The organism is Xanthomonas sp. NCPPB 901 (genome assembly GCF_056725085.1).
The window spans coordinates 3184745-3209567 of the sequence record NZ_CM161511.1 but is presented as its reverse complement, the minus strand read 5'-3'; the positions used below and the strand labels follow the sequence as shown (position 1 = coordinate 3209567).

The 24823-nt window shown below is 66.8% G+C and carries 18 protein-coding genes and 2 pseudogenes; 13 read left to right on the top strand and 7 right to left on the bottom strand.

Going from position 1 to position 24823, the window contains the following annotated elements:
- The first annotated feature begins 324 nt into the window (after window positions 1-324).
- The 5 genes and pseudogenes from AC1PME_RS13455 (at window position 325) to AC1PME_RS13435 (ending at window position 7701) form a co-directional block, all read left to right on the top strand.
- Window positions 325-4500 carry an RHS repeat domain-containing protein gene (locus AC1PME_RS13455; protein WP_481096129.1) on the top strand — a complete coding sequence of 1392 codons (4176 nt, stop codon included), beginning with the start codon at window positions 325-327 and terminating at the stop codon, window positions 4498-4500.
- Window positions 4501-4559: 59 nt separating this feature from the next.
- The gene (locus tag AC1PME_RS13450) at window positions 4560-4910 is read left to right on the top strand and encodes a hypothetical protein (protein ID WP_307551289.1); all 351 of its coding nucleotides are present in this window, start codon (window positions 4560-4562) and stop codon (window positions 4908-4910) included.
- 109 nt (window positions 4911-5019) lie between these two features.
- Window positions 5020-5901, top strand: a complete 882-nt coding sequence (locus AC1PME_RS13445) for an RHS repeat-associated core domain-containing protein (protein WP_307551287.1) — start codon at window positions 5020-5022, stop codon at window positions 5899-5901.
- A gap of 37 nt (window positions 5902-5938) precedes the next feature.
- Window positions 5939-6460, top strand: a complete 522-nt coding sequence (locus AC1PME_RS13440) for a hypothetical protein (RefSeq protein WP_481096128.1) — start codon at window positions 5939-5941, stop codon at window positions 6458-6460.
- A gap of 119 nt (window positions 6461-6579) precedes the next feature.
- A pseudogene (locus AC1PME_RS13435) lies at window positions 6580-7701 on the top strand (integrase core domain-containing protein).
- A 265-nt stretch (window positions 7702-7966) separates the two neighbouring features.
- Here the strand turns inward: AC1PME_RS13435 and htpG are convergent.
- Window positions 7967-9871 (bottom strand): molecular chaperone HtpG, encoded by a 1905-nt coding sequence (htpG, locus tag AC1PME_RS13430; protein ID WP_307551284.1) that lies wholly within the window; start codon window positions 9869-9871, stop codon window positions 7967-7969.
- 126 nt (window positions 9872-9997) lie between these two features.
- Between htpG and rsmD the strand changes: the two genes are divergently transcribed.
- The 5 genes and pseudogenes from rsmD to AC1PME_RS13405 all read left to right on the top strand — a co-directional run bounded on the left by rsmD (window position 9998) and on the right by AC1PME_RS13405 (window position 12357).
- Window positions 9998-10690 carry a 16S rRNA (guanine(966)-N(2))-methyltransferase RsmD gene (rsmD, locus tag AC1PME_RS13425; protein ID WP_481096127.1) on the top strand — a complete coding sequence of 231 codons (693 nt, stop codon included), beginning with the start codon at window positions 9998-10000 and terminating at the stop codon, window positions 10688-10690.
- Window positions 10687-11193 (top strand): pantetheine-phosphate adenylyltransferase, encoded by a 507-nt coding sequence (gene coaD, locus AC1PME_RS13420; RefSeq protein ID WP_254458490.1) that lies wholly within the window; start codon window positions 10687-10689, stop codon window positions 11191-11193. Before rsmD ends, coaD begins: the two co-directional genes overlap by 4 nt.
- 40 nt (window positions 11194-11233) lie before the next feature.
- Window positions 11234-11728: a hypothetical protein gene (locus AC1PME_RS13415; RefSeq protein ID WP_254458489.1), complete on the top strand. Its 495-nt coding sequence runs from the start codon at window positions 11234-11236 to the stop codon at window positions 11726-11728.
- A 130-nt stretch (window positions 11729-11858) separates the two neighbouring features.
- Window positions 11859-12038, top strand: a pseudogene (locus tag AC1PME_RS13410) (AAA family ATPase); the annotation flags it as partial.
- A gap of 115 nt (window positions 12039-12153) precedes the next feature.
- Window positions 12154-12357 carry a hypothetical protein gene (locus AC1PME_RS13405; RefSeq protein WP_481098171.1) on the top strand — a complete coding sequence of 68 codons (204 nt, stop codon included), beginning with the start codon at window positions 12154-12156 and terminating at the stop codon, window positions 12355-12357.
- Here AC1PME_RS13405 and AC1PME_RS13400 read toward each other — a convergent pair.
- Window positions 12354-13313 (bottom strand): NmrA family NAD(P)-binding protein, encoded by a 960-nt coding sequence (locus AC1PME_RS13400; RefSeq protein ID WP_481096126.1) that lies wholly within the window; start codon window positions 13311-13313, stop codon window positions 12354-12356. The two genes, AC1PME_RS13405 and AC1PME_RS13400, sit on opposite strands and share 4 nt — an antisense overlap.
- Window positions 13314-13659: 346 nt before the next feature.
- Here AC1PME_RS13400 and AC1PME_RS13395 point away from each other — a divergent pair, with 346 nt between their 5' ends.
- The 3 genes from AC1PME_RS13395 to AC1PME_RS13385 are packed head-to-tail and all read left to right on the top strand — an operon-like array spanning window position 13660 to window position 16644.
- Entirely contained in the window at window positions 13660-13944 is a 285-nt protein-coding gene (locus AC1PME_RS13395; protein ID WP_017908325.1) for a YfhL family 4Fe-4S dicluster ferredoxin, read from the top strand.
- Window positions 13941-15698, top strand: coding sequence for a gamma-glutamyltransferase (ggt, locus tag AC1PME_RS13390; protein ID WP_481096125.1), 1758 nt, complete (start codon window positions 13941-13943; stop codon window positions 15696-15698). Before AC1PME_RS13395 ends, ggt begins: the two co-directional genes overlap by 4 nt.
- Before the next feature lie 52 nt (window positions 15699-15750).
- Window positions 15751-16644, top strand: a complete 894-nt coding sequence (locus AC1PME_RS13385; protein ID WP_254458485.1) for an MBL fold metallo-hydrolase — start codon at window positions 15751-15753, stop codon at window positions 16642-16644.
- Between the two features lie 53 nt (window positions 16645-16697).
- On the opposite strand, the gene AC1PME_RS13380 is transcribed toward AC1PME_RS13385, so the two are convergent.
- The 5 genes from AC1PME_RS13380 to AC1PME_RS13360 are packed head-to-tail and all read right to left on the bottom strand — an operon-like array spanning window position 16698 to window position 24686.
- The gene (locus tag AC1PME_RS13380; protein WP_481096124.1) at window positions 16698-18155 is read right to left on the bottom strand and encodes a heavy metal sensor histidine kinase; all 1458 of its coding nucleotides are present in this window, start codon (window positions 18153-18155) and stop codon (window positions 16698-16700) included.
- On the bottom strand, window positions 18152-18835 hold the full coding sequence (locus tag AC1PME_RS13375) for a heavy metal response regulator transcription factor (protein ID WP_254458483.1): 684 nt from the start codon (window positions 18833-18835) through the stop codon (window positions 18152-18154). Before AC1PME_RS13375 ends, AC1PME_RS13380 begins: the two co-directional genes overlap by 4 nt.
- A complete protein-coding gene (locus tag AC1PME_RS13370) occupies window positions 18832-21984 on the bottom strand; it encodes an efflux RND transporter permease subunit (protein ID WP_481096123.1) in 3153 nt (1050 codons plus the stop codon). Before AC1PME_RS13370 ends, AC1PME_RS13375 begins: the two co-directional genes overlap by 4 nt.
- Entirely contained in the window at window positions 21981-23183 is a 1203-nt protein-coding gene (locus AC1PME_RS13365) for an efflux RND transporter periplasmic adaptor subunit (RefSeq protein ID WP_254458481.1), read from the bottom strand. Before AC1PME_RS13365 ends, AC1PME_RS13370 begins: the two co-directional genes overlap by 4 nt.
- A gap of 3 nt (window positions 23184-23186) precedes the next feature.
- A complete protein-coding gene (locus AC1PME_RS13360; protein ID WP_481096122.1) occupies window positions 23187-24686 on the bottom strand; it encodes an efflux transporter outer membrane subunit in 1500 nt (499 codons plus the stop codon).
- Window positions 24687-24823: the final 137 nt, after the last annotated feature.

Genomic DNA, 24823 nt, shown 5'->3' with positions numbered 1-24823 from the left:
GCGTCAGTTCGAACGGGTGCGGATTGGCTTGGCCCTAGTGGGGTGCATTTGATCGCGGCCATGCGGGCGGTGCCGACCTTGCGGAAGACGATTCGCCCATCGGATGTTCAAAATTTTCTTGACAGCCATCCCTGAGCCGGTCCGATAATTCGGCGAGGCCAGGACCTGGCCCGTAGGGGATTTCGTTCAATCGATTGCCTCGTGCCCCGGCGCGATGGGGCATGGTGTTTTTTGCGATTTCGTCACCGCGATACTTCCGGCTAGGAGTATCGCGTTCGTCCAGAGGATTCGGTTCCCATCGGGCTGAAAGGGAAGAGGCAAGCGATGTTCAAGGTGAGGCTGGCGATCGGCATGCTGCTGGTTTGCGTGGGCGCGCGTGCGCATGCGGCGGACGAAGTAGCGCCCTACGAGGAATACGAGAAGAAGATCAAGGCCGCGCAGGTCGTCGGTCCGCTGAAAGGCGACATCTTCGGCGAGAACATCAGCCTCTACGATCTCAGCGTGGGTTTCCGTGCCACGGATGTGGACGTCCCGGGCAACAACGCATTGCCGGTGACGGTGGCGCGCGAGTTCAAGGTGATGAACCGACGCCAGGAGTACGTGGCGAAGGGGTTCGGCGACTGGGAAATCGATGTGCCGCGTGTCTACGGCGAGTTCCTGGCAGAAAAGGGCTGGATGACGACCAGCGATTCGCCCGCGGCGCGCTGTTCGGTACCGGCGCGCCCCGATGCTGCCATGACGGTCGATGGCACCACCTATCCTGGCACGGCCGACGATGTTTGGCATGGCTACTACCTGCATGTGCCGGGCGCCGGCGAACAGGAACTGCTGGTCGACAACCAGACCAAGACGCCGCGTCCGACCGATGGCGTCTCCCGCCCGTGGATCACCAAGGACGGCTGGCGCCTGGGCTGTCTGGCCAGCGTCAGCAACTATGCAGGCGAAGGCTTTCTCGCCATTTCGCCATCGGGGGTGAAGTACTACTTCGACTATGCCGTCGTCATCAACATCAAGCCTTATAAATTGACCATACATGGAAAGGTCGCCTCGGTTGCGCGAACGCGTATCGCCTTGATGGCGAGCCGCGTCGAGGACCGTTTTGGCAACTGGGTGACCTACAGCTACACGGGTGACAAGCTGTCCTCGATCCAATCCAGCGACGGGCGAGTGATCACCCTGAACTATGACGGCGATCTGATCAGTACTGTCCAGGCCAACGGCCAGACCTGGAGCTATGGCTACGAGTTCAGCACCGCCTATCCATGGCCACAGGGTGCCTATCGTCTGAAGACCGTCACCCAGCCCGACGGTGCGCAGTGGACCTACACGATCGCCAGCGGCAACATGATGCCGACGCGCGAGCCGCCTGCCGGCGGCGGCGCCAGCAATTGCGTTTCCGAACCGGACGCGATGAATGGCGCCGTCTCGCTGCAGATCACCCATCCCTCGGGCGCCAGCGGGGTCTTCGCGTTCGAGTACCAACGCCAGTATCGCAACCACACCCCGATCCACCCCTGCGACTACTCCGGGCAGGCGCCGACGCCCTACGTGCCTGGGTATTTCGACAACTATGTGCTGCAGTCGAAGACCATTACCGGTCCCGGCCTGCCGCAACGCGTCTGGAGCTATTTGGCCGATGCCCCGGCAACCAAGTTCTACACATCCGGTAAAGCTACCGATCCGTGCCCGACCTGCATTCCGAGCAAGACCGTCAAGGTCACCAATCCTGACGGCACGGCAACCGCCTACGAATTCGGTTTCATGTACGGGCTCAACGATGGTCGTTTGCTGAGCACGGCAGCCTTGGATGCGAACGGCAATACGGTCTCCAAGACCAGCAACACCTACTTCGCCGACAGCGACGTGGCCGCACAGCCCTTCCCGGCGGAAATGGGTCAGTCACTGCTGGGGATTCCCAATCCGCTGACCAATGTACTGCGTCCACTGCGCGGCAAGACCGTGCAGCAGGACGGCGCCAGCTATACCTGGACCGCCAACGGCTTTGACGCATTCGCCCGAACGCTCAATGTGACGCGTACCAGTCCATGGTATTCGCGCACGGATACCACCGAGTATTACGACGATCTGGGTAAGTGGATCCTGGGCCAGCGCACGAAAAGTACCAACACCGATACCGGATTGGTGGAGTCGCAGACCAGCTTCGACGGCAATGCGATGCCTACGCAGCGCTGGTCGTTCGGCAAGTTGCGCCTGACCCTTGGCTACAACGGCGATGGCACGTTGGCCACCGTCAAGGATGGCAACAACAACACGACCACCGTGTCCAGTTGGAAGCGCGGCGTTCCGCAATCGATCCTTTATCCGGATGGCACCACCGACGCGGCAATGGTCAACGACAGCGGCTGGATCACCGCGACCACCGACGAGAACGGCTATACCACCCACTATGGCTATGACGCGATGGGCCGGCTGACGAGCATCGCCTATCCGGCCAACGACACCGTGGCCTGGGTTTCTACCACGCAGGCGTTCGAGCAGGTCAACGCCAGCGAGTACGGACTGGCCGCCGGGCATTGGCGGCAGACCGTCGCCACCGGCAACGGGCGCAAGGTCACTTACTTCGACGCATTGTGGCAGCCGATGCTGACGCGCGAGTTCGACGCCGGCAACGAAGCCGCGACCCAGCGCTTCCAGAGGTTTACCTACGATCAAGACGGCCGCGCCACATTTGCCTCGTACCCTGGGAGCAGCGATGCACTGAGTACTGGGACCTGGACCAGATACGACGCACTTGGGCGCAAGACATCGGTCTCACAAGACAGCGAACCGAGTGAGGTGCTGACTACCTTGACAGAGTACTTGGCAGGCAATCAAACCCGCGTTACAGATCCACGCGGCAACAAGACCCTGACCGGCTACCAAGTCTTTGATCAGCCTGATTACACGACGCCGGTCTGGATCCAGCATCCAGAAGGTGCCTACACCGACATCAACCGCGACATTTTCGGCAAGCCGCTCTCCATCCGCCGCCGTGACGCCAATGGCACGATCTCGGTGACCCGCAGCTATGTCTACGACAGCTATCAGCAGCTATGCAAGACGGTGGAACCGGAAACTGGCGCTGCCGCCAACGGCTACGATGCCGCCGGTAATCTGGTGTGGAGCGCCACAGGCCTGTCGCTACCCAGCACCTCGTCGTGCGACGCGGATTCCGCCTTCGCCTCCGGGCGCCGGGTCGACCGCAGCTACGACGTGCGCAACCGCATCAAGGCGCTGAGCTTCCCGGACGGCAACGGCAACCAGGCCTGGAGCTACTGGCCGGATGGGGCGGTCAAGCAGATCACCACCACCAACAACGGCGTCGCCACCTACAACAGCTACGCCTACAACAAGCGGCGTCTGCTCATTGCTGAAAGCCAGGGCCAGGCCGATGGCGAGACCTGGGCGCTGGGCTACGCCTACGATGCCAACGGCCACCTTGCCGCGCATCGTTATCCGTCCGGGCAAACGGTGGACTACGCGCCCAATGCCCTGGGGCAGCCCACCCAGGCGGGCAGCTATGCCACCGGCGTGAGCTACTACCCGAACGGCGCGATCAAGCAGTTCAGCTACGGCAACGGCATCGTCCACACCATGACGCAGAACGCGCGTCAGTTGCCGGGTACCAGTCGCGACGCCTACGGCGACACCGCGTTCCTCAGCGACGGGTATGACTACGATGCTAACGGTAATGTCGCCGCGATCAGTGACGGCGCCACGGGTCGCGGTGGCCGCGGCAATCGCGACATGACCTACGATGGTTTGGATCGCTTGATTTCCACCAAGTCGGACATGTTTGGTCCCACGCCCGCGAGCTACAGCTACGACGTCCTCGACAACCTGACCCACGTCGTCGCGCCGGGCCGCGATCACTATTACTGCTACGACGCCAACTGGCAGCTCACCAACGTCAAGACTGGCAGTTGCGGTGGCAGCACGGTCATCGGCATGAGCTACGACCCGCAGGGCAACCTCAGCAACAAGAACGGCCAGGCCTTCGTGTTCGACTACGGCAACCGCTTGCGCCAGGCGACAGGCAAGGAGACCTATCGCTACGACGGCAACGGCCGCCGCACGTTGGCGCTGCAGAGCGCCGGCAACATCGGCTCGCTGTATGACCAGTCCGGGGCGTTGCGCTTCCAGAAGAATCAGCGCCAGTCCAAGTCCACCGACTACATCCTGCTGGGTGGCAGCTTGGTCGCCGAAGCCGATTGGCCGCTGGGCCAGCTCGCTTCGGTCAAGGACTACGTCAATTGGAATCCGGTCTCCGGCGCGACCCGCTACGTGGTCGAAGAGAGCGTGGATGGCGTCACCTGGACCGCGGTGTACGACGGCAGCCAGGGCAATTGGACCTCGTTGGCCAGGCCGGCAGGCACCTATTCATACCGCGTGACGGCTTGTACCGCCGATGGCAACTGCACCGCCGCCTCGAACGTGACGCACGACCAGCGACCGGCGGTGGACATCGTGCCCTTGCTGTATCAGCTGCTGCTGAACTGATCCCCTGGCTCGCTCCAGGGGAATCGGGGGCGAGCCTATTCCAAACATTGGAGAATTACATGTCGCGTTCGATCATGTCTGTCGTCGTCAAGATCATTGCTTTTTCCGTCATGGCGCTATCGAGCGGCAATAGCCACGCCGAATCGTACGAAGCGAAGAACCATGTGGTGACCCGGCTGTTCACCGGGTGGTCGGGAGAAGGGCTATACGTCAACACCGACGGCCAACTGCCCGCCGGAGCCAACTGTGGAGATGGCAATCGCTTCATCCTCGAGACGAACACCCCCATGCAGAAGGAGATGGTCGCGCTCCTGATGATGCTGCTGCAGAGCGGAAAGACTGCGGAGTTTCTTGTGGAGGGCTGCTCGGGCGGATCGATGAAGCTGAAAGCGGTCTCGATCGCGAAGTGATGGGATGCATGATCCATGCATGGCTAGGAGATGCGTTGCCGGTCGGGCCTGTGCAAGAGAGGTCTGTTCTGCAACACGTGTCGATGGTTCCAACTCGCAAGGACGAGTGATGTCGAATTTCCAGGGGATTCGTGCGGCAATGCGCCCAATGGCTGCAGCCGCCCTTTTATTGCTCGTCGCCTTTGGCGTCTCGGCGCAGACGGTCCGCTACATCCATACGGATGGACTCGGGTCTGTTGTGTTGGTGACGGACAAGGACCGTAACGTTGTTGAACGCCGAGAATACGAGCCTTACGGGAGTATGGTGAATCAGCCCGTGACGGATGGGCCCGGCTATACCGGTCACGTCATGGATGCAGCGACCGGGCTGATATATATGCAGCAGCGGTATTACGATTCGCGCTTGGCGGTATTTTTGAGCGTTGATCCGGTGAGTGCCTACGAGCAGCCGGTAAATCAGTTCAATCGCTATCGATATGCAAACGGAAACCCCTACACACTTATAGATGTGGATGGGCGGCAGTCATATTCGCCCTACGTTGATGCGTACTTGCGGCATTACTATAGAAATGGACTAAACAAGACGCCCCGAAATAAGAAGGAGGCACAGGCTGCAAGCAATTGGAGACAGATGTCTGATGCTCAAAGCGCATTTCACCAGCAGGGTGAAGATGGTGCTCAGAATACAAAGTGGGTTGATGATTCTGGGCATAATGAGGCTGTGTATGATGGGGGCGGAAACTTGGTTACTGATCTTCTCAATGGCGGAACGTATAATTATGCCTCTCCAGATGATTGGGGTGGCCACTTGATGTATGATGTTATTCCTTATTTATTGTGGGGGAATGGCCCTATTGTAGTCTCGCCAAATTCTGTAATGGGTTCAGCGCCGACACCAACAGTCACTATTGGATCTCCGGAGCCGGTTGGGGAAACGTCATCGGAGTCTCCACCACCTCCCCCACCTGAGATTGAAAAAAAAGACAGATAAGGGGTATATTTTTGAACGCTGTAGAGGTGCCTAAGAGATGAAAATAAAAAATCAAACCTTGGTGCTGAAAGTTGTTGCTTTTATCGCGGTGGTAATTTTATTTTTTCTGATTTTATTTGATAGGTATACCTATGATGACTATCATGTCGGAGTCTGCGATAATAAGCGTTTTGGATTGGTGGCCAATTTGGTCGGAAGCTTTGGCTCCGATCATCCTAGGGAGAGATCTTCTCCATACTACCTGAGAATAGAAATTGTTGGTGAAAATAAGGAGCGGTTGACCATTAGAGAGGTCGGTTTAATTTCAGTAGCATCAAGGAAGAAGGTTGATCTTCGTAAAGGTGAGAGGGTTGAAGTTAAAGATCCGCGAGGCTCTGTCTTGTCTGTGGTCTATTTAGCTGATTCTCTTTTTCTTGAGTATGATGATTATTTTCTTTATGGTGTGGTTGTTGTGCGGTCGGCAAGTAAAGATGAAAGTTTTGCTTTTTCATGTCGTTTTGATAGAAATGAATGGGGTGAGTGGCGCGTTCCTTTGTGGGACGCTTTGATGAGTGTCTGATTTTTTAACTGATTGGTTGGGTTATGGTTTGTGTGGGTTTGCTGTTGCATTGCTTAGTTGGTGTAGTGGGATGTGGTGTATTAGGGGGTGCTGTCAGGCCGACGTCTTCGCTGATTTGATTGGTAGGGCGGCTTGGTGTCCAATTTCTTGCTCCAAGGAAATTCGGCTGGAAGAAGCGCTCTTCCGAAGAAGATATCATCGACCTCTTGCGCGAAGTCTAAGCCAGGGGCAATCAAGGGCCTATGCTCTGCGGCCTGACTTCAATGAAGCCTCCTGTTATTTGTGGCGCAGTAAGTTCGGTGGCATGGGCGTGGCCGATGCTAAGCGGCTCAAGAGTCTGGAGCCGAGAGCGAGCGAAGAAATTGCTGGCCCGGCAGCTGTTCGATAACGACTCGATCAATGTGGCGCTACGAAAAATTAACAAGCTCACAGGCGCGTTGTGAACTGGTTTGTTATAGATGCAGCGCGCGGCAAGTGAGCGCCAAGCGCTGGCGATCATTGGGATGAGTGACAGCCCGCCGCGTTGTGTTCCGCGTGAGGATCGCAACGGGCAGCTCCGCGAGCACATCACTGCCTTGGCGCACCGGCACAAACGCTTATGGCGTGGTAGTAAGGGCACAATGGTCAATTACAAGCGTGTAGAGCCGCTGTATAAGCAGGAGGGGCGGCAGGTCAGGCCGCGCGAGCGCAAGAAAGTGCCGTTATGCTGAGCGGTACCCGCTGCCTCAAGTTGGTGCCCGCCAGTCAGGTATGGTCGATGGGCTTTGTGTTTGATTGCACTGGTGAAGGCCGCGTCATCAAGTACCTTGTGATTGTGGGCGATGCTACGCATGAAGCGTTAGCGGTTGAAGTGGATGTGCGATCTCCAGACATGGCGTAGTGCACGTGCTGGACCGGCTGTCATTGCTACTCGCCTTGCCGCAGGCAATCCGCACCGATAATGGCAACGATTTGTGTGGCAAGTCGATGGTTAGTTGCTCGCAAGAACACGGCATACAGCTTCGGCTGATCCAGTCAGGCAAGCCGGACTAGAGCGCCTATGGGAGTTGTTAAACGGCCGCTTGCGCGATGAAGTCCTCAACCAGCGCTATTTCCCAACACTGCTTCGTGCCCGCACAGAGGTCTAAAGTTGGCGCTGGGAATATAATGAAGAATTGCCCAGGAATGCCGTCGACAGGATGACGCGCGCCGAATACGCCAAGCAATTTAAAAAAATCTATGTCATTAATCCCGGATTTTGAGTCTGATGATTAAGGGTGGAGGCTTCGATTACGGGTCTGTAATCTTACTGGTTTTATGTTTTTTATAAACTCGCGGCGATGTCCTGTTCTAAGGGGTGGTAAATCTGCCGCGCTTCGATTAGTTCACGCAAGTGGATTTAATCTGGTGGCATCATGTCTGAGGCATTTGGAACGCAGGACAGTGCAACACGCGTGGACTTGCCTTAAAAACACGAAGCCGGCAAATCGCCGGCTTCGTTTCTCACACGCGTTGCCTGCCAAAGGCTTACACAGACAACTCCAACAACAACTTGTTAAGCCGGCGCACATACGCCGCCGGATCCTTCAGGCTGTCACCAGCCGCCAACGCAGCCTGATCGAACAGCACCTTCGCCAGATCACCGAAGCGCTCCCCATCGGCTTCCGCGTCCAGCTTCTCGATCAGCGGGTGCGACGGGTTGAACTCGAACACCGGCTTGCTCTCCGGCAGCTTCTGGCCGCTGGCTTCCAGGATCTGCCGCATCTGCAGGCCCAGGTCGCCCTGGCCGATGGCGAGGATCGCCGGCGAGTCGGTCAGGCGATGCGAGACGCGCACTTCGGCCACGTCGTCCTTGAGCACGTTCTGGATGCGCTCGACCAGGCCCTGCTTGGCCTTGGCGGCTTCTTCCTTGGCCTGCTTCTCCTCCTCGCTGTCGAGCTTGCCCAGGTCCAGGTCGCCGCGCGCCACGTCGACGAAGGACTTGCCGTCGAACTCGGTGAGGTAGCTCATCAGCCACTCGTCGATGCGGTCGGTGAGCAGCAGCACTTCGATGCCCTTCTTGCGGAACACCTCCAGGTGCGGGCTGTCCTTGATCTGCGCGTAGCTCTCGCCGGTCAGGTAGTACAGCTTGTCCTGGCCGTCCTGCATCCGCGCCACGTAGTCGGCCAGCGACACGTTTTGCGTGCCGTCGCTGCCGTGGGTGGAGGCGAAGCGCAGCAGGCCGGCGATCTTCTCGCGGTTGCCGAAGTCCTCGGCCGGGCCTTCCTTCAGCACCTGGCCGAAGTTCTTCCACACGCCCTGGTAGCGCTCGGCGTCGTCCTTGGCCAGCTTCTCCAGCATGTCCAGGGCGCGCTTGGTCAGCGCCGACTTCATCGAGTCGATCACCGGGCCGGACTGCAGGATCTCGCGCGAGACGTTCAGCGGCAGGTCGCTGGAATCGACGATGCCCTTGATGAAGCGCAGGTACAGCGGCAGGAACTGCTCGGCCTGGTCCATGATGAAGACGCGCTGCACGTACAGCTTGAGCCCGCGCGAGGCGTCGCGCTGGTACAGGTCGAACGGGGCGCGGCCGGGCACGTACAGCAGCGAGGTGTACTCCAGCTTGCCTTCGACCTTGTTATGACTCCACGCCACCGGGTTCTCGTGGTCGTGGGCGATGTGCTTGTACAGCTCCTGGTATTCCTCGTCCTTGATCTCGGTGCGCGGGCGCGTCCACAGCGCGCTGGCGCGATTGACGGTTTCCCACTCGGGGGTTTCCGGCGTGTCCTTGTCCTCGCCGTAGTGCTCCTTGGGCAGTTCGATCGGCAGGGCGATGTGGTCGGAGTACTTGCGCACGATGCCGCGCAGCTTCCAGCCGTCGGCGAAGTCCTTCTCGGCGTCCTTCAGGTGCAGCACGATGCGGGTGCCGCGCTCGGCCTTCTCGACCGTGGCGACCTCGAACTCGCCTTCGCCGCGCGAGGACCAGTGCACGCCTTCGCTGGCGGGCAGGCCGGCGCGGCGGCTGTACACGTCGACCTGGTCGGCGACGATGAAGGCGCTGTAGAAGCCCACGCCGAACTGGCCGATCAGGTGCGAGTCCTTCTTCTGGTCGCCGGACAGGTGCTTGAGGAAGTCGGACGTGCCGGACTTGGCGATGGTGCCCAGGTGCGCGACGATCTCTTCGCGGCTCATGCCGATGCCGTTGTCGTCGATGGTGACGGTGCCGGCCTCCTTGTCGAAGCCGATGCGGATGCGCAGTTGCGCGTCGCCGTCCAGCAGCTCCGGCTTGACCAGCGCCTCGAAGCGCAGCTTGTCGGCGGCGTCGGAGGCGTTGGAGATCAGCTCGCGCAGGAAGATCTCCTTGTTGGAATACAGCGAATGGATCATCAGCTGCAGCAGCTGCTTGACCTCGGTCTGAAAGCCCAGGGTTTCTTTTTGGGTTTCCACGCTCATCGGTAGGTGCTCCATGAAGGATGGGCGGCCGCGCGGAGGAGGGCGCGGCTCTGCCGGCCGACATGGTGGCGGCCGCGGCCGGCTTCAAGCGCCGCGCCGCGCATACGCCGGTCAGCGGGCTGGTCTATGATCCGGACCCCGTTTCCGCCGCCCGCCGCCCATGCCGTCCTTGCGTTCCCCGTCCCGCCTGTCCCGGCCCCCGCGAGGCCGCCGATGAGCCGTCCCGGCGGCGGCCAGGTGCGGATCATCGGCGGGCGTTGGCGCAACACGCGGCTGCCGGTGCCGGAGCTGGCCGGGCTGCGCCCGACCTCCGACCGGGTCCGCGAGACCCTGTTCAACTGGCTGCAGCCGGTGCTGCCCGGGGCGCGCGTGCTGGACCTGTTCGCCGGCAGCGGCGCGCTGGGCCTGGAGGCGGTGTCGCGTGGCGCGGCCGGCGCGGTGCTGGTCGAGCGCGATCCCGGCCAGGCGGCGCAACTGCGCGCCACGGTCGCGCGGCTGCAGGCGCAGGACCAGGTGCAGGTGGTGCAGGGCGATGCGCTGCGCTGGCTGGCCGAGGCGCCGGCCGATGCCGCGGCCGACATCGCCTTCGTCGACCCGCCGTTCGCCGCGGGGCTATGGGACGCGGTGCTGCAGCGCCTGCCGGCGCGGCTGGCGGCCACGGCCTGGTTGTACCTGGAGTCGCCGGCCGGGCAGGCGCCGGCGGTACCGGCGCCCTGGGCGCTGTACCGCGAGGGCGGCAGCCGCGAGGTGCGCGCTGCCCTGTACCGGCGCACCGCTGCTACACTTCCCGGCGACCTTCACGCGGTACCCGACGCATGACCGTGGCCCATAGCCGCATCGCCGTCTATCCCGGCACCTTCGATCCGATCACCAACGGCCATATCGATCTGGTCAACCGTGCCGCGCCGCTGTTCGAGCAGGTGATCGTCGGCGTGGCGCAGAGCCCGTCCAAGGGGCCGACCCTGCCGCTGGAACTGCGCGTGTCGCTGGCCCGCGAGGCGCTGGCCGGGCACCGCAACGTGGAGGTCCTGGGCTTCGACACGCTGCTGGCGCATTTCGTGCGCTCGGTCGGCGGCGGCGTGCTGCTGCGCGGCCTGCGCGCGGTGTCCGATTTCGAGTACGAGTTCCAGATGGCGAGCATGAACCGGCATCTGATCCCGGAGGTGGAGACGCTGTTCCTCACCCCGGCCGAGCAACACAGCTTCATTTCGTCCTCGTTGGTGCGCGAGATCGCGCGCCTGGGCGGGGACGTGTCCGGCTTCGTGCCGCCGTCGGTGGTGCAGGCGCTGGTCCGGGCCCGCCAGGCCGCCGCGCAGCGTTGAGCCGCCCACCATTCACTGACGACACAGAGGGAGCCGTTCCATGAACACCACCGCACGCGCGTTGCTGATCGCTTCGCTGGCCCTGGGCTTCACCGCCTGCAAGAAGGAAGAGGCCGCCAAGCCGGTCGCCGACGCGCAGCCCGCGCTGACCGCCCCGGCCAAGGACGACGACGCCGGCTGGAAGAAGTACCTGCAGGAAGTGGCGATCCAGAACATGGGCAACGTCACCAACAGCCCGTTCCTGTACTACCTGCCGCCGGAATCGGATGCCGATTTCCAGGCCAAGTACGAGCGCCAGGTCGAGAGCGCCACCACCGCCATCGGCCGCGGCATCCAGCCGGGCAACATGCTGGCGTTCGGCTCCTCGGCCTCGGCCAAGATGGCCGACCTGATCGCCGCCGCGTTCGCCAAGGTCGAGCCGAACACCATGAAGGGCGTGCGCGTGGTCTACATCGGCGCCCCGGCCGACAACGCCCGCGTCGAAGCCGTGGTCAAGCCGACCGGCGCCGACTACATCTTCGTCGAAGCCAAGTAAGCCCCGCGCGGACCGGCGCGCCGATGCGCGCCGGTCCGGCGATTCCGCGCCGCCCGCAACGGGCGGTCGCGTCGCGCGGACGCGCTGCCTGCCGTCGCGCGGTTGCGCACTTCCGGGCAGGGCACAGGCGATGCGGATCTTCATCACCGGCCCCACCGGCGCCGGCAAGACCACCCTGGCGCGCCGGCTGGGCCGCCGTCACGGCATTGCCTGCCATGCTCTGGACGATCTGCACTGGGTCCGCAGCGCCGAGGGCGACGTCCGTCGGCCCCTCGAGGACAAGCGGCCGCTGCTGCAGCGCATCGTCGACGGCGAGCGCTGGATCGTCGAAGGCGTGCAGTTCAAATGGGCCGACGCGGCGCTCGCGCGCGCCGACCACATCGTGGTGATCGACGCGGCACCCTGGCGCACCCCCCCTGCAGATCGTGCTGCGCCTCGGCCGGCAGTGGCTGGGCCTGGAGGCCGCCGCCTATCGGCCGACCCTGGCGCGGCTGCCGCGGATGCTGGCCTGGAGCCGCGACTACCACCGCGAGGAGCGCGCGCTGCTGCTGGCCAAGCTCGCGCCGTTCCGCGGCAAGACCCTGCTGATCCGCCACAGTCGCGCGCCGTTGCCGCCGCCGTTGGGTTAGCCGCTGTTTGACCAGTCGGTTGCCGGACCGCTCCATGCGGAGGATGGCGCCAGCAAGGCCTGCCGATGCGCGGCGATCCAGGCGTCGATCGACCCGGGTCGGAACGTCTCCAGTCCAGGCTGTGCCTGCAGCGGCGCGGCGAGCAGCGCATCGGCCTGCTGCGGGAACTCGGCGAAGAAGCGGAACTTCGATGCCACCACGCGTCCATGGCCGGCGCCCAGCGCCGCGTCCACCTCGCGCTCGAACACATCCAGCGGCTGCGCGCGATAGCACACCGGGCGGCCGAGCCCGGCCGTGAGCCGCTGCACCAGTTCCGGGCCGGTCAGGCTCTCGGTGCCGGCGATCCGGTAGCAGTCGCCGTCCGTGCCGTACCGCAGCAGTGCCAGTGCAGCCTCGGCGCAGGCATCTGCCGAGGTCCAGGCGATGCGTTGCGCGGCGGCGATCGGCGGTGCGAAAACGCCGTGTGCCACGATCTCGGTACGCGCCGAGGGCTTCAGCAGGTTGTCCAGGTACAGCGTCGGCCACAGGATCGCGCAGGGCAGGCCGGCGTCGCGCGCCAGCGCCGCGAGGTCGGCGTTGGTGCGCAGACTGGGTTCCGGACACGGCGCCGGCAGCGGCGCGCTGCTCAGCTTCAGCACGAATGAGGTCAGCCGCGCCGCGCGCGCGGCGGCCAATGCATGTCGGGCCCGCGCCAGCGTCGTCTCGCCGGGGCCGGCGGGCAACTGCAGCACCGCGTGGGCGACGCCGCGGCTGGCCGCGTGCACGGCGGCGGGATCGTCCAGGTCGGCTGCGACCACCTCCGCGCCCAGTGCCTGCAGCGCCGCGGTGGCCGCGCCTTCGCGGACCAGGGCGCGGACGGCCAGGCCGTGGCGGCGTGCGGCGCGGACCACGGCGGCGCCCTGCACGCCGTTGCCGAGATAGACGAGGAGGGGACCGGAAAGGGGAATCGGGGACATGCGTTGGCTCCTGCTGGAGGGATCCGCCGCAGCAAGCCCGGTCGAAGGCGGCCCACGGACAGACCCCGGGACGATGGACACGGGGACTGTCGGGGAATCGCGCGGCACGGCGCGAACAGAGCCTCTCCGCCAGCGCGGAGAAGGGCCTGGGCCTACCGAGACCAGGCCAGCCATTTTCGACGCGGCGACTCTAGGCGTGGCCGGCACCGGCGTCAATCGCCACGGGCCGTTCGCTTCGCCGGTCCGGCGCGGCGGCGATACAGCATTCCGTACTGCGGTGCCGCCTTCGCGGGGCCGTCCCGCCCCGATCCGGTAAACTGCCCGGGTCAGTGCCGAATTGCGCCACATGTCCCTCAAGATCAACGAGCTCTGCGTCAACTGCGACGTCTGCGAGCCGGCCTGCCCGAACCAGGCCATCGCCATGGGCGAGACGATCTACGTGATCGACCCGGCCCGCTGCACCGAATGCGTCGGCCATTTCGACGAGCCGCAGTGCGTGGTGGTGTGCCCGGTGGAATGCATCGACCCGGACCCGGCCATCCCGGAAACCCACGCGCAGTTGCTGGCCAAGTTGCAGCGCCTGCAGCGCGATCACCCCGAGTTGTACCCACAGGAGCCCCCCGCCGCATGAGAAGCCTCGTCCGCCGTGTCCTGCTGCTCGCCCTGGTCCTGACGCCGTCGGCGTGGGCCGAGGCCCCGGTCGCCGAAGCGACTGCCACCGCCCCGGCCGCGCATCCGCCCGGCGCCGCCATCGCCAGCGGCCACCGGCTGGCCACCGAGGCGGGCCTGCAGATCCTGCGCGAGGGCGGCAATGCCTTCGACGCCGCGGTGGCGGTGTCCTCGACGCTGTCGGTGGTCGAACCGATCAGCTCCGGCCTCGGCGGCGGCGGTTTCTTCCTGCTGCACGACGCCAAGACCGGCAAGGACGTGATGCTGGACGCGCGCGAGACCGCGCCGGAATCGGCGACGCCGGCCGCGTTCCTGGATGCCAAGGGCGAACTGGACCGCGATCGCTCGATCAACGGCCCGTGGTCGGCCGGCATTCCCGGGCTGCCGGCGGCGCTGGTGGAACTGGCGACCAAGCATGGCCGGCTGCCGCTGCGGCAGTCGCTGGCGCCGGCGATCCGCATCGCCCGCGAGGGCTTCCCGGTGTACGCGCGCATGGCCGAGGGCTACCAGTCGCGGCGCAAGGTGATGGAGCGCTATCCCGGCACCCGCGAGGTCTACCTGCGCAACGGCCGGCCGATCGCCGAGGGCGACCTGTTCAAGCAGCCGGAACTGGCGAACACGCTGCAGTTGCTGGGCGACAAGGGCTTCGACGGCTTCTACCGCGGCGCCACCGCCAGGAAGCTGCTGGCCGGGGTCAAGCAGGCCGGCGGGCGCTGGACCGCGGAGGAACTGGCCGGCTACACGGTCAAGGAACGCACGCCGATCCGCTTCGACTACAAGGGCTGGACCATCACCACCGCGCCGCCGCCGTCCTCCGGCGGCATCGCCCTGGCCAGCATGCTGCAGATCCTGGAGGGCTACGACCTCAAGAGCATGGACCCGGTGCACCGCGTGCACCTGACCGTGGAGGCGATGCGCCGCGCCTACCGCGACCGCACCTTCTTCCTGGGCGACCCGGATTTCACCCACGTGCCGCAGCGCATCCTGCTGAGCAAGGACTACGCGGTGGGTCTGCGTTCGGGCATCAACCCGGAGAAGGCCACGCCCAGCGACCTGCTGTCCGGCCAGCCGACCCCGCTGGAAGACGACGAGACCACGCATTTCTCCATCATCGACGGCGAGGGCAACCGCGTCGGCGCCACCCAGACGGTCAACCTGCTGTACGGCTCGGGCTTGATCCCCAAGGGCACCGGCGTGCTGCTCAACAACGAGATGGACGATTTCGCGCTGCGTCCGGGCACGCCCAACGCCTTCGGCGTGATGGGCTACGCGGCCAACGCGCCCAAGCCGGGCAAGCGCCCGCTCAGCTCGATGTCGCCGACCTTCATGGAGAACGCGGACAAGGCGATCGTGCTCGGCACCCCGGGCGGCAGCCGCATCATCACCATGGTGCTGCTCGGCATCCTCGGCTACGACGACGGCCTCACTGCGCAGCAGGTCGCGGCGTTGCCGCGCTACCACCACCAGTGGCTGCCGGACGTGATCGAAGCCGAGACCGGCACCTTCGACGCGGCCACGGCGAAGGGCCTGGAAGCGATGGGGCATGCGCTCAAGCTGCCCGGCGACACCGCCGAGGACGGCCACGGCTCCAGCCACGTCTGGGGCAACCTGCAGACGGTGGAATGGGACAAGCGCCGCAACGTGCTCAGCGGCGGCAGCGACCCGCGCAACCCCGTTGGCAGCGCCGAAGTGCTGCAGACCGCGCCGGCGCCCTGACGCGCGTTTTGCGAATTTCCCATCCCTAATATCGACTCCCGAATCCCCGCCCATGAAGCTCTGGTCCATCCAAGGCAACGCGCAGAAACTCGATGGCGGCGCGATGTTCGGCAACGCGCCCAAGGCGCTGTGGCAGCAATGGGCCGCGCCCGACGACGGCAACCGCATCGCGCTGGCCTGCCGCGCGCTGCTGGCCAGCCCGCTGGCCGGCAAGACCGTGCTGTTCGAGACCGGCATCGGCGCGTTCTTCGCGCCGGCGCTGCGCGAGCGCTACGGCGTGCAGGAGGCCCGCCACGTGCTGCTGGATTCGCTGCAGGACGCCGGCTTCGCCCACACCGACATCGACGTGGTGGTGCTGAGCCACCTGCACTTCGACCATGCCGGCGGCCTGCTGGCGCCGTGGCGCGAGGGGGCGGCGCCGGAACTGCTGTTCCCCAACGCGCAGTTCCTGGTCGGGGCGGCGCACTGGCAGCGCGCGCTGCAGCCGCATCCGCGCGACCGCGCCAGCTTCATCCCGGAGCTGCCCGGCCTGCTCGAGGCCAGCGGCCGTCTGGAACTGGTCGACGGCGCGTACTCGCGCGCGCTCGGCGAGGCGGTCCGGTTCCGTTTCAGCGACGGCCACACGCCGGGGCTGATGCTGGCCGAGATCGTCGGCCCCCGCCACGGCGAGGACGGCCAGGCGCACGGCGGGGTGGCGTTCTGCGCCGACCTGATCCCGGGCCGTTCGTGGGTGCACGTGCCGATCACCATGGGCTACGACCGCAACGCCGAGCTGCTGATCGACGAGAAGCGCGCGTTCCTGGAGGACGCGCTGGCGCGCGACGTGCGCCTGTTCTTCACCCACGACCCGGACTGCGCGCTGGCGCAAGTGCAACGCGACGCCAAGGGACGGTTCGGCACCGTGCACGAACTGCCGGCGCTGCAGGCGCGGCTGCTGGCGGCCTGAGCGCGATCGCGGCGTGTCCGGCTGATGCACGCCGGGACGCCGCGGGCGCCGCGTCAAGCCTGCCAGCGCAGGGCGGTGTTGGTCGGCGCACCGGCAGCGGTGCCGTCCAGCGCCACCGAAAAGCCGATGGTGGTGATGCCGTCGCGGTGCTGCGCGAACACGCGCCCGCCGTGCATGGTCGCCACCGCCTTGACGATCGCCAATCCCAGGCCGTGGCTTTCGCGGCTGTTGCTGCGGGCGGCGTCGCCGCGGTAGAAGCGGTCGAACAGGCGCTCCAGATGCTCCGGCGCCAGCGCCACGCCGGGGTTGGAGAAGGCGATCTGCGCCTCGCCGCCGCGCTGCGCGATCTCCACCACGATCGGCGCGGCGTTGGCCGAATGCTGGATGGCGTTGTGCAGCAGGTTGGACAGCGCGCGCCGCAGCAGCGACTTCTCGACCTGGGTGACCGCATCGCCGCGCATCTCCACGCGCAGGCCGGCCTCGTCCAGCAGCACCTCGAAGAACTCCACGGTCTTGCCGACTTCCTCGGCCAGCGACGCGTCCTCGCACTGCCGCGCGCGCTGGCCCTGCTCGGCGCGGGCCAGGAACAGCATGTCGGCGACGATCGCGCGCAGCCGCTCCAGTTCCTCCAGGTTGGACTGCAGCACCTGGCGCAACTGCTGCGCGTCGCGCTCGCGGGTCAGCGCCACCTGGGTCTGGCCGATCAGGCTGGCCAGCGGCGTGCGCAGTTCGTGGGCGACGTCGGCATTGAAGCTTTCCTGTTGCGCGTAGGCGGCGTCGAGCCGGTCGAACGCCGCGTTCAGCGAGGCGCCCAGGTCCTCCAGCTCGCGCGGCAGCCGCGGCAGGTCCAGGCGGCGCCGGTCGTGCGGGCCGATGCGCTGGGCGTCGGCCGACAGCCGTTGCACCGGGCGCAGGCCGAGCTTGGCGGTCCAGTAGCCCAGCGCGCCGACCAGCGCGGTGCCGGCCAGTGTGACCAGCGCCAGGGCGATGTCGAAGCGGCGCCGGGTCAGCGCGAACGGGGTGCTGTCCATCGCCGCGATCAACTGCACCGGCGGGCGCACCGGCGTGGCCGGCAGCGCCTGGCCGATGGCCTGCCACGCCTGCGGATGCGCATCGGCGATACCCAGCGCCTGCGCATCGCGGATCTGCACCAGGCCGCTGCGCCCGCGGGTGGCCTGCGCCATCGCCTCGGCGCCGCGTCCGTAGCGGAACGCCGGGTCCTCGCTCCACAGCCAGAAGCGCAGGTCCGGCACGCTGGACACGCTGGCCAGGCGGGTGCGCGCATGCGCGGCCAGGTCCGGCGAGCGGCTGTTGACCAGCATGTACTGCACCGCGTCCATGCGCGAGTGCAGCTCTTCGCGCTGGTGACGGCGCAGCTCGTGTTCCAGCACCTGGTGCAGCACCAGCCCGATCAGGGCGAAGCCGAGCAGCGCGGTGGCCGCGAACAGGCCGGCCAGGCGCAGCGCGATCGAGGGCCGCGGCGGCGCTTGCGCGCGCCCTGCCGCGCTCATCCGGGCGCGTCCTCGCGTTGTTCCAGCACGTAGCCCATGCCGCGCACGGTGTGCAGCAGCGGCGCGCCGAACGGCACGTCGATCTTGGCGCGCAGGCGCTTGATCGCCACTTCCACCACGTTGGTGTTGCTGTCGAAGTTCATGTCCCAGACCATCTCGGCGATCGCGGTCTTGGACAGGATCTCGCCCTGGTGCCGGGCCAGCGCCGCCAGCAGCGCGAACTCCTTGGCGGTCAGGTCCAGCCGCTGCCGGCCACGCACGGCCTTGCGGCTGATCATGTCGATCTGCAGGTCGCCCACGCGCAGCAGCGTGCTTTCCTGGGCGCGGCCGCGCCGCGCCAGCACCTGCAGCCGCGCCAGCAGTTCGATGAAGGAGAACGGCTTGATCAGGTAGTCGTCGGCGCCCTCGCGCAGGCCCTTGACCCGGTCCTCCACGCTGTCGCGCGCGGTCAGCATGATCACCGGCGTGGTCTTGACCGACCGCAGCGAGCGCAGGATAGCGAAGCCGTCCAGGCCCGGCAGCATCGCATCGAGCACGATCACGTCGAAGTCGTAGTGCAGGGCCAGGTGCTGGCCGTCGATGCCGTCGTAGGCCACGTCGACCGTGCAGCCCTGTTCGCTCAGCCCCTGCTGCAGGTAGTCGGCGGTCTTGCGCTCGTCCTCGACGATCAGCACCTTCACGGCTGCAGCGCCTGCGGCGTGATGCGATGCGCGCGCCGTGCCTGGCGGCGCCGCATGTACCAGCCGTGCAGGCGGTCCAGGTACAGGTACACGATCGGCGTGGTGAACAGGGTCAGCAGCTGCGACAGCAGCAGCCCGCCGACCATCGCATAGCCCAGCGGCCGGCGCAGTTCCGAACCGGCGCCGTGGCTGAGCATCAGCGGCAGGCCGCCGAGCAGGGCGCACAGGGTGGTCATCATGATCGGCCGGAAGCGCATCAGGCAGGCCTCGAAGATCGCATCGCGCGAGGACAGCCCGCGTTCGCGTTCGGCATGCAGGGCGAAGTCCACCATCATGATCCCGTTCTTCTTGACGATGCCGATCAGCAGGATGATGCCGATCATCGCGATCACGCTCAAGTCGTAGCCGCCGGCCATCAGGATCAGCAGGGCGCCGACGCCGGCCGAGGGCAGGGTGGAGAGGATGGTCAGCGGATGGATGTAGCTCTCGTAGAGCAGCCCGAGCACGATGTAGACCGCGATCAACGCCGCCAGGATCAGGTACGGCTGGGTCCGCAGCGAGGCGCTGAACGCCTGCGCGGTGCCCTGGAAGCTGCCGCTGAGCGTGGCCGGTACCCGCAGTTGCGCCTGGGCCTGCTGGATCGCGTCCACCGCATCGCCCAGCGCCGCGCCCGGCGCCAGGTTGAAGGAGATGGTCACCGCCGGGAACTGGCCCTGGTGGCTCACCGACAGGTAGCCGGTCTTGCTGGTGTCGAGCGAGGCGAAGGTGGACAGCGGCACCTGCCGGCCGCTCAGCGGCGAGGTCAGGTACAGCCGCTGGAACAGCGACGGATCGCCCTGCAGCGCCGGCGTCACTTCCAGCACCACGTGGTAGCTGTTGAGCTGGGTGAAGTACTGCGCGACCTGGCGCTGGCCGATGGCGTCGTTGATGGTCGCGTCGATCTGCTGCGGGGTGATACCGAAGCTGGCCGCGCGCTGGCGGTCGATGGTGATGCTGGCGATCGGCGCGGCGTTCTGCTGGTCGGAGGCCACGTCGGTGAGCTGCGGCAATGCGCGGAACGCCTTGAGCAGCCGCGGCGCCCAGGTATTGAGCTCGTCGAGGTCGGCGTCGGTCAGGGTGTACTGGTACTGGGTGCGGGCCAGGCGGCCGCCGACGTTGATGTCCTGTCCGGCCTGCATGAACAGGGTGACGCCCTGCACCTGCGCCAGGCGCTTGCGCAGCCGCGCGATCACCTGGTCGGCGCTGGCGGTGCGTCCTGCGTCCTTGGGTCGCAGCGCGATCGAGAAGGTGCCGGAGTTGAAGGTGCTGGCGCCGCTCTGCATGCCGAAGGACAGCACGTCCGGATCGCGGCGGATGATGTCGGCCAGTTGCAGCATGCGCGTGCGCATCGCCGCCGAGGACGAGTCCTGCGCCGAATCGGCGGTGCCGGAGATGAAGCCGGTGTCCTGCTGCGGGAAGAAGCCCTTGGGCATCACCACGAACAGCGCCACGCTGGTGGCCACGGTCAGCAGGAAGCTGGCCAGGGTCAGGCGCGGATGCCGCAGCACCGTCTCCAGGCCGCGCCGGTACGCCGCCAGCATCGCCTCGAAGCCGCGCTCGAACGCGCGCGCCAGGCGTCCCTGCGGCTGCTCGGCGTGCGGTTTGAGCAGGCGCGCGCACAGCATCGGGGTCAGGGTCAGCGACACCAGCAGCGACATCAGGATGGTCAGGCTCACCGTCACCGCGAACTCGCGGAACAGCCGCCCGACGATGCCGCCCATCAGCAGCAGCGGGATGAACACCGCCACCAGCGACACCGAGATCGAGACCAGGGTGAAGCCGATCTCGGCCGCGCCCTGCAGCGCCGCCTGCAGCGGCGCCATGCCGTCCTCGATGTGCCGATAGATGTTCTCCAGCATCACGATGGCGTCGTCGACCACGAAGCCGACTGCGATGGTCAGGCCCATCAGCGACAGGTTGTCCAGGCTGTAGCCGAGCACGTACATCAGCGCGGCGGTGCCGAGGATCGCCAGCGGCACGGTCAGGCTCGGGATCAGGGTGACCACCGCGCTGCGTAGGAACACGAAGATCACCGCCACCACCAGCGCGATCGACAGCAGCAGGGTGAACTCCACGTCCTTCACCGAGGCGCGGATGTTCTGCGTGCGGTCGGCGAGGATCTTGACGCTGACGCTGGGCGGGATCGACGCCATCAGCTTCGGCAGCGCGGCCTTGACCTGTTCCACCGTGTCGATGACGTTGGCGCCGGGCTGCTTGGTGATGGCGATCATGATCGCGCGGCCGTCGACGATGCCGCTGTCGGCGGGCGCGGCGGCACCGGCGTAGCCCCAGGCGGCGATCTTGGCGTTCTCCGGCCCGTCCACCGCGGTGCCGATGTCGCGCACGCGGATCGGCGCGCCGTTGCGCCAGGCCAGCACCGCCTCGTTCCAGGCCGCGCTCTGCAGCAATTGATCGTTGGTGGAGACGGTGAAGGCCTGGCGCGCGCCGTCGATCGAGCCGGTGGCCGCGTTCACCGTGGTGGTGGCGAGCACGGTGCGGACGTCCTCCAGGCTCAGGCCCAGCGCCGCCAGCTTGGCCGGGTCGGCCTGCACGCGCACCGCCGGCTTCTGCGCACCGTACAGGTTGACCAGGCCGACGCCCGAGATACGCGAGATCTGCTGCGCCAGCACGTTGTCGGCGTAGTCGTCGACCTTGGTCAGCGGCAGCACCTGCGATTGCACCGCCAGGATCAGCGCCGGCGATTCGGCCGGGTTGATCTTGCGGAAGCTCGGCGCGCTCGGCAGCGCGCTGGGCAATTGCCCGGACGCGGCGTTGATCGCGGTCTGCACGTCGAGCGCGGCGGCGTCGATGCTGCGGTCCAGGTCGAACTGCAGCGTCACCTGGGTCGAGCCCAGCGCGCTGGTCGAGGTCATCTGGCTCAGGCCCGGGATCAGCGACAGTTGCCGCTCCAGCGGCTGCGCCACGTTCGAGGCCATGGTCTGCGGGCTGGCGCCGGGCAGGTTGGCCGAGACCTGGATGGTGGGAAAGTCGACCTGCGGCAGCGGCGCCACCGGCAGCAGCGGCCAGGCCACCAGGCCCAGCAACAGCAGTGCCGTGGCCAGCAGCGAGGTGCCGATCGGGCGTTTGATGAAGGCCGCCGAGACGCTCACGCCTGCGCTCCAGCCGTGGCCGGCTTGGCGTGCTTGGCCGGCTTGGCTTCGACCACCTTCGCCCCGGGGTGCAGCCGGTACTGCCCGTCCACCACCACCCGCTGGCCGGCCTGCAGGCCCTGGCCGATCACGGTCTGGCCATCGGCCTCGTCCAGCACCTGCACCGGCTGCTCGCGCACGCTGCGGTCGGCACCGACCACGTACACGAACTCGCCGTCCTGGCCGCGCTGCACCGCCGCGCTCGGCACCACCAGCGCGGCGCTGCGCATGCCCAGGGTGATGCGCGCATCCACGGTCTGTCCCGGCCACAGCGTGTGCGCCGGGTTGGCGAAGTGCGCCTTCAGGGCGATGGTGCCGGTGCTGGTGTCGATCTGGTTGTTGAGCAGGGCCAGCGTGCCGTGCGCCAGCACCAGGCCGCTGCCGTGCTCGACCGCGTCCACGCCCACGCCAGACGGCGCAGCCTGCAGCGCGCGGTTGATCTGCTGGAAGGCGCTTTCGGGCAGGGTGAACTGCACCGCGATCGGGTCGATCTGGTTCAGTACCACCAGCCCGCCGGCATCGCTGGCGTGGACGATGTTGCCCGGATCCACCAGCCTTGCGCCGGCGCGGCCGTCGATCGGCGCGCGGATGGTGGTGAAGTCCAGTTGCACCCGCGCGCTGTCGATCGCCGCCTGGTCGCTCTGCAGGGTGGCGCGCAGTTGCGTCACCAGCGCCTTCTGCGTGTCCAGGGTCTGGCGGGTGGTGGCGTTGTCCTGCAGCAGTTGCGTGTAGCGCTGCAGGTCGGCCTGCGCATTGCCCAGTTGCGCCCGGTCCTTGGCCTGCTGCGCGGTGGCCGCGGCCAATTGCGCCTGGTAGGTGCGCGGATCCAACCGCGCCAGCACCTGCCCGGCCTTGACGTCCTGGCCCTCGGCGAAGCCCACGTCGATCAGTTGCCCGTCGATGCGCGAGTGCACGGTCACCGAGGCGATCGGCAGCACGGTGCCGATCCCGGTCTGGCGGATCGGCACATCCTGGCGCAGCACCGGCGCGCTGGTCACCGGGACCGGTGGCGTGGCGGCGGCCGGCGCCTGGCGCGGGCGCAGCCACAGCGCCAGCAGCAACGCGACCAGCAATGCGGCGACGACAAGCGGCCAGCGCCGCCGCGGCGTGGCGCGAGGCGGCGGCGGATCGGCGGGGCGGACGGGAGCGGCGGTCGACATGGGTTACTCCGAGACGACTGGAGCCGGCGTGGCGCCCGGCGAGGCGCCGCGCACGGCGGGGAGACGAGTGCTGTCCCAGTCGCCGCCCAGCGCGACCAGCAGAGCGACCTGGGCGCCGAACTGGCGCGCTTGCACCTGCAGCAAGCTGCGTTGCGCGTCCAGCGCATTGGCCTGGGCGGCGATCACCGCGCTGTACAGCGCGGTACCGGCCTTGTACTGATCCATCAGCACGCGCTCGGCCTGCTGCGCGGCATCGGCGGCGCGGCGCTGTTGCTGCTGTTCGCGGGCCAGTTCGCGGGTGGCGGCGAGTTGGTCTTCCACGCCCTGGAACGCGCTCAACACGGTTTGCCGGTAGCTCGCGGCGGCCGCATCGAAGGTGGCTTGCGCCTGCGCGCGTTGCGCGCGGCGCGCGCCGCCGTCGAACAGCGTGCCGGCCAGCGCCGCGCCCACCGCCCAGACCCGGTTCGGCACGCTCAGCAGCGAGGCCAGCCCGGCGCCGTCGTAGCCGCCGCTGGCGCTCAGCGACAGGGTCGGGAACCACGCCGCCACGGCCATGCCGATGCCGGCATTGGCCGCGGCCATGCGTCGCTCGGCGCCGGCGATGTCCGGGCGCCGCTGCAGCAGGGCCGAGGGCAGGGCCGCCGGGGTCGGCGGCAACGCCGGCAGCGGTGCGTCGCTGGCCGCCAGCGAGAACTCGGAAGGGGTGCGGCCGAGCAGCACCGCCAGGGCGTGGTCCAATTGCCGGCGCGACAGCGCCAGATCGGTCGACGCGGCTTCGGTGCCCTGCAGGGTGGCTTCGGCCGCGGCCACGTCGGCGTCGCTGGCGACCCCGGCGCGCAGCCGCGCCTGGGTCAGCCGCAGCGCGTCGCGATACCCGGCCAGGGTGCGCTGGTACAGCGCCAGGGTCTGGTCGTCGAAGCGCAACTGCAGGTAGTCGGCCACCACCGCGGCTTGCAGCGACAGCCGCGCCTGCGCCAGGTCGGCGGCGCTGGCCTGGGCGTTGTCGCCGGCCTGTTCGACGCTGCGCCGGACCCGGCCCCAGAAGTCCGGCTCCCAGCTGGCGCTCAGCCCCACGGCATCGGTGTCGCGCAGGTCCGGCTTGGGGGTGACGGTGCGCGCGCGTCCGGCCGAGGCCTGCACGCCCAGCGTCGGCGCCTCGGCCGCGCGCGCGCTGCCGAGCAGCGCCTGCGCCTGCCGATAGCGCGCCTCGGCCTGGCGCAGGGTCTGGTTGGCGCGGTCGGCCTGGTCGACCAACGCATCCAGTTGCGGATCGCCGTAGCGCGTCCACCACGCCACCGCCGGGTCGGCCGCGGCCGGCGCGGCGGGCGTCCAGTGGCCGTCGGCTTCCGCGAACGGCTGCTGCGCGGTGGCCGGCGGCGCCGGGCGCACGTAGTCGGGGCCGGCCATGCAGCCGCCGAGCAGCACGCTCAGCAACGGCGCACTCAGCCGCCGCGCGAGCGGCGCCAGGCGACGGGAAGCGGGTGGTGGGGGCAGGGCGATCACGGGGGCGGCGCCGGCAGCGGAAACGGGCCTTCACCGTAGAAGCCGCAGGGCAACCCCACGCTGACGCCGCGCTGACGGCGCTGTCAGCGAGGCCGCCTGCGGCCGTCGCCGGCCGGGCCGCAGGCCGTGCCCGGCAT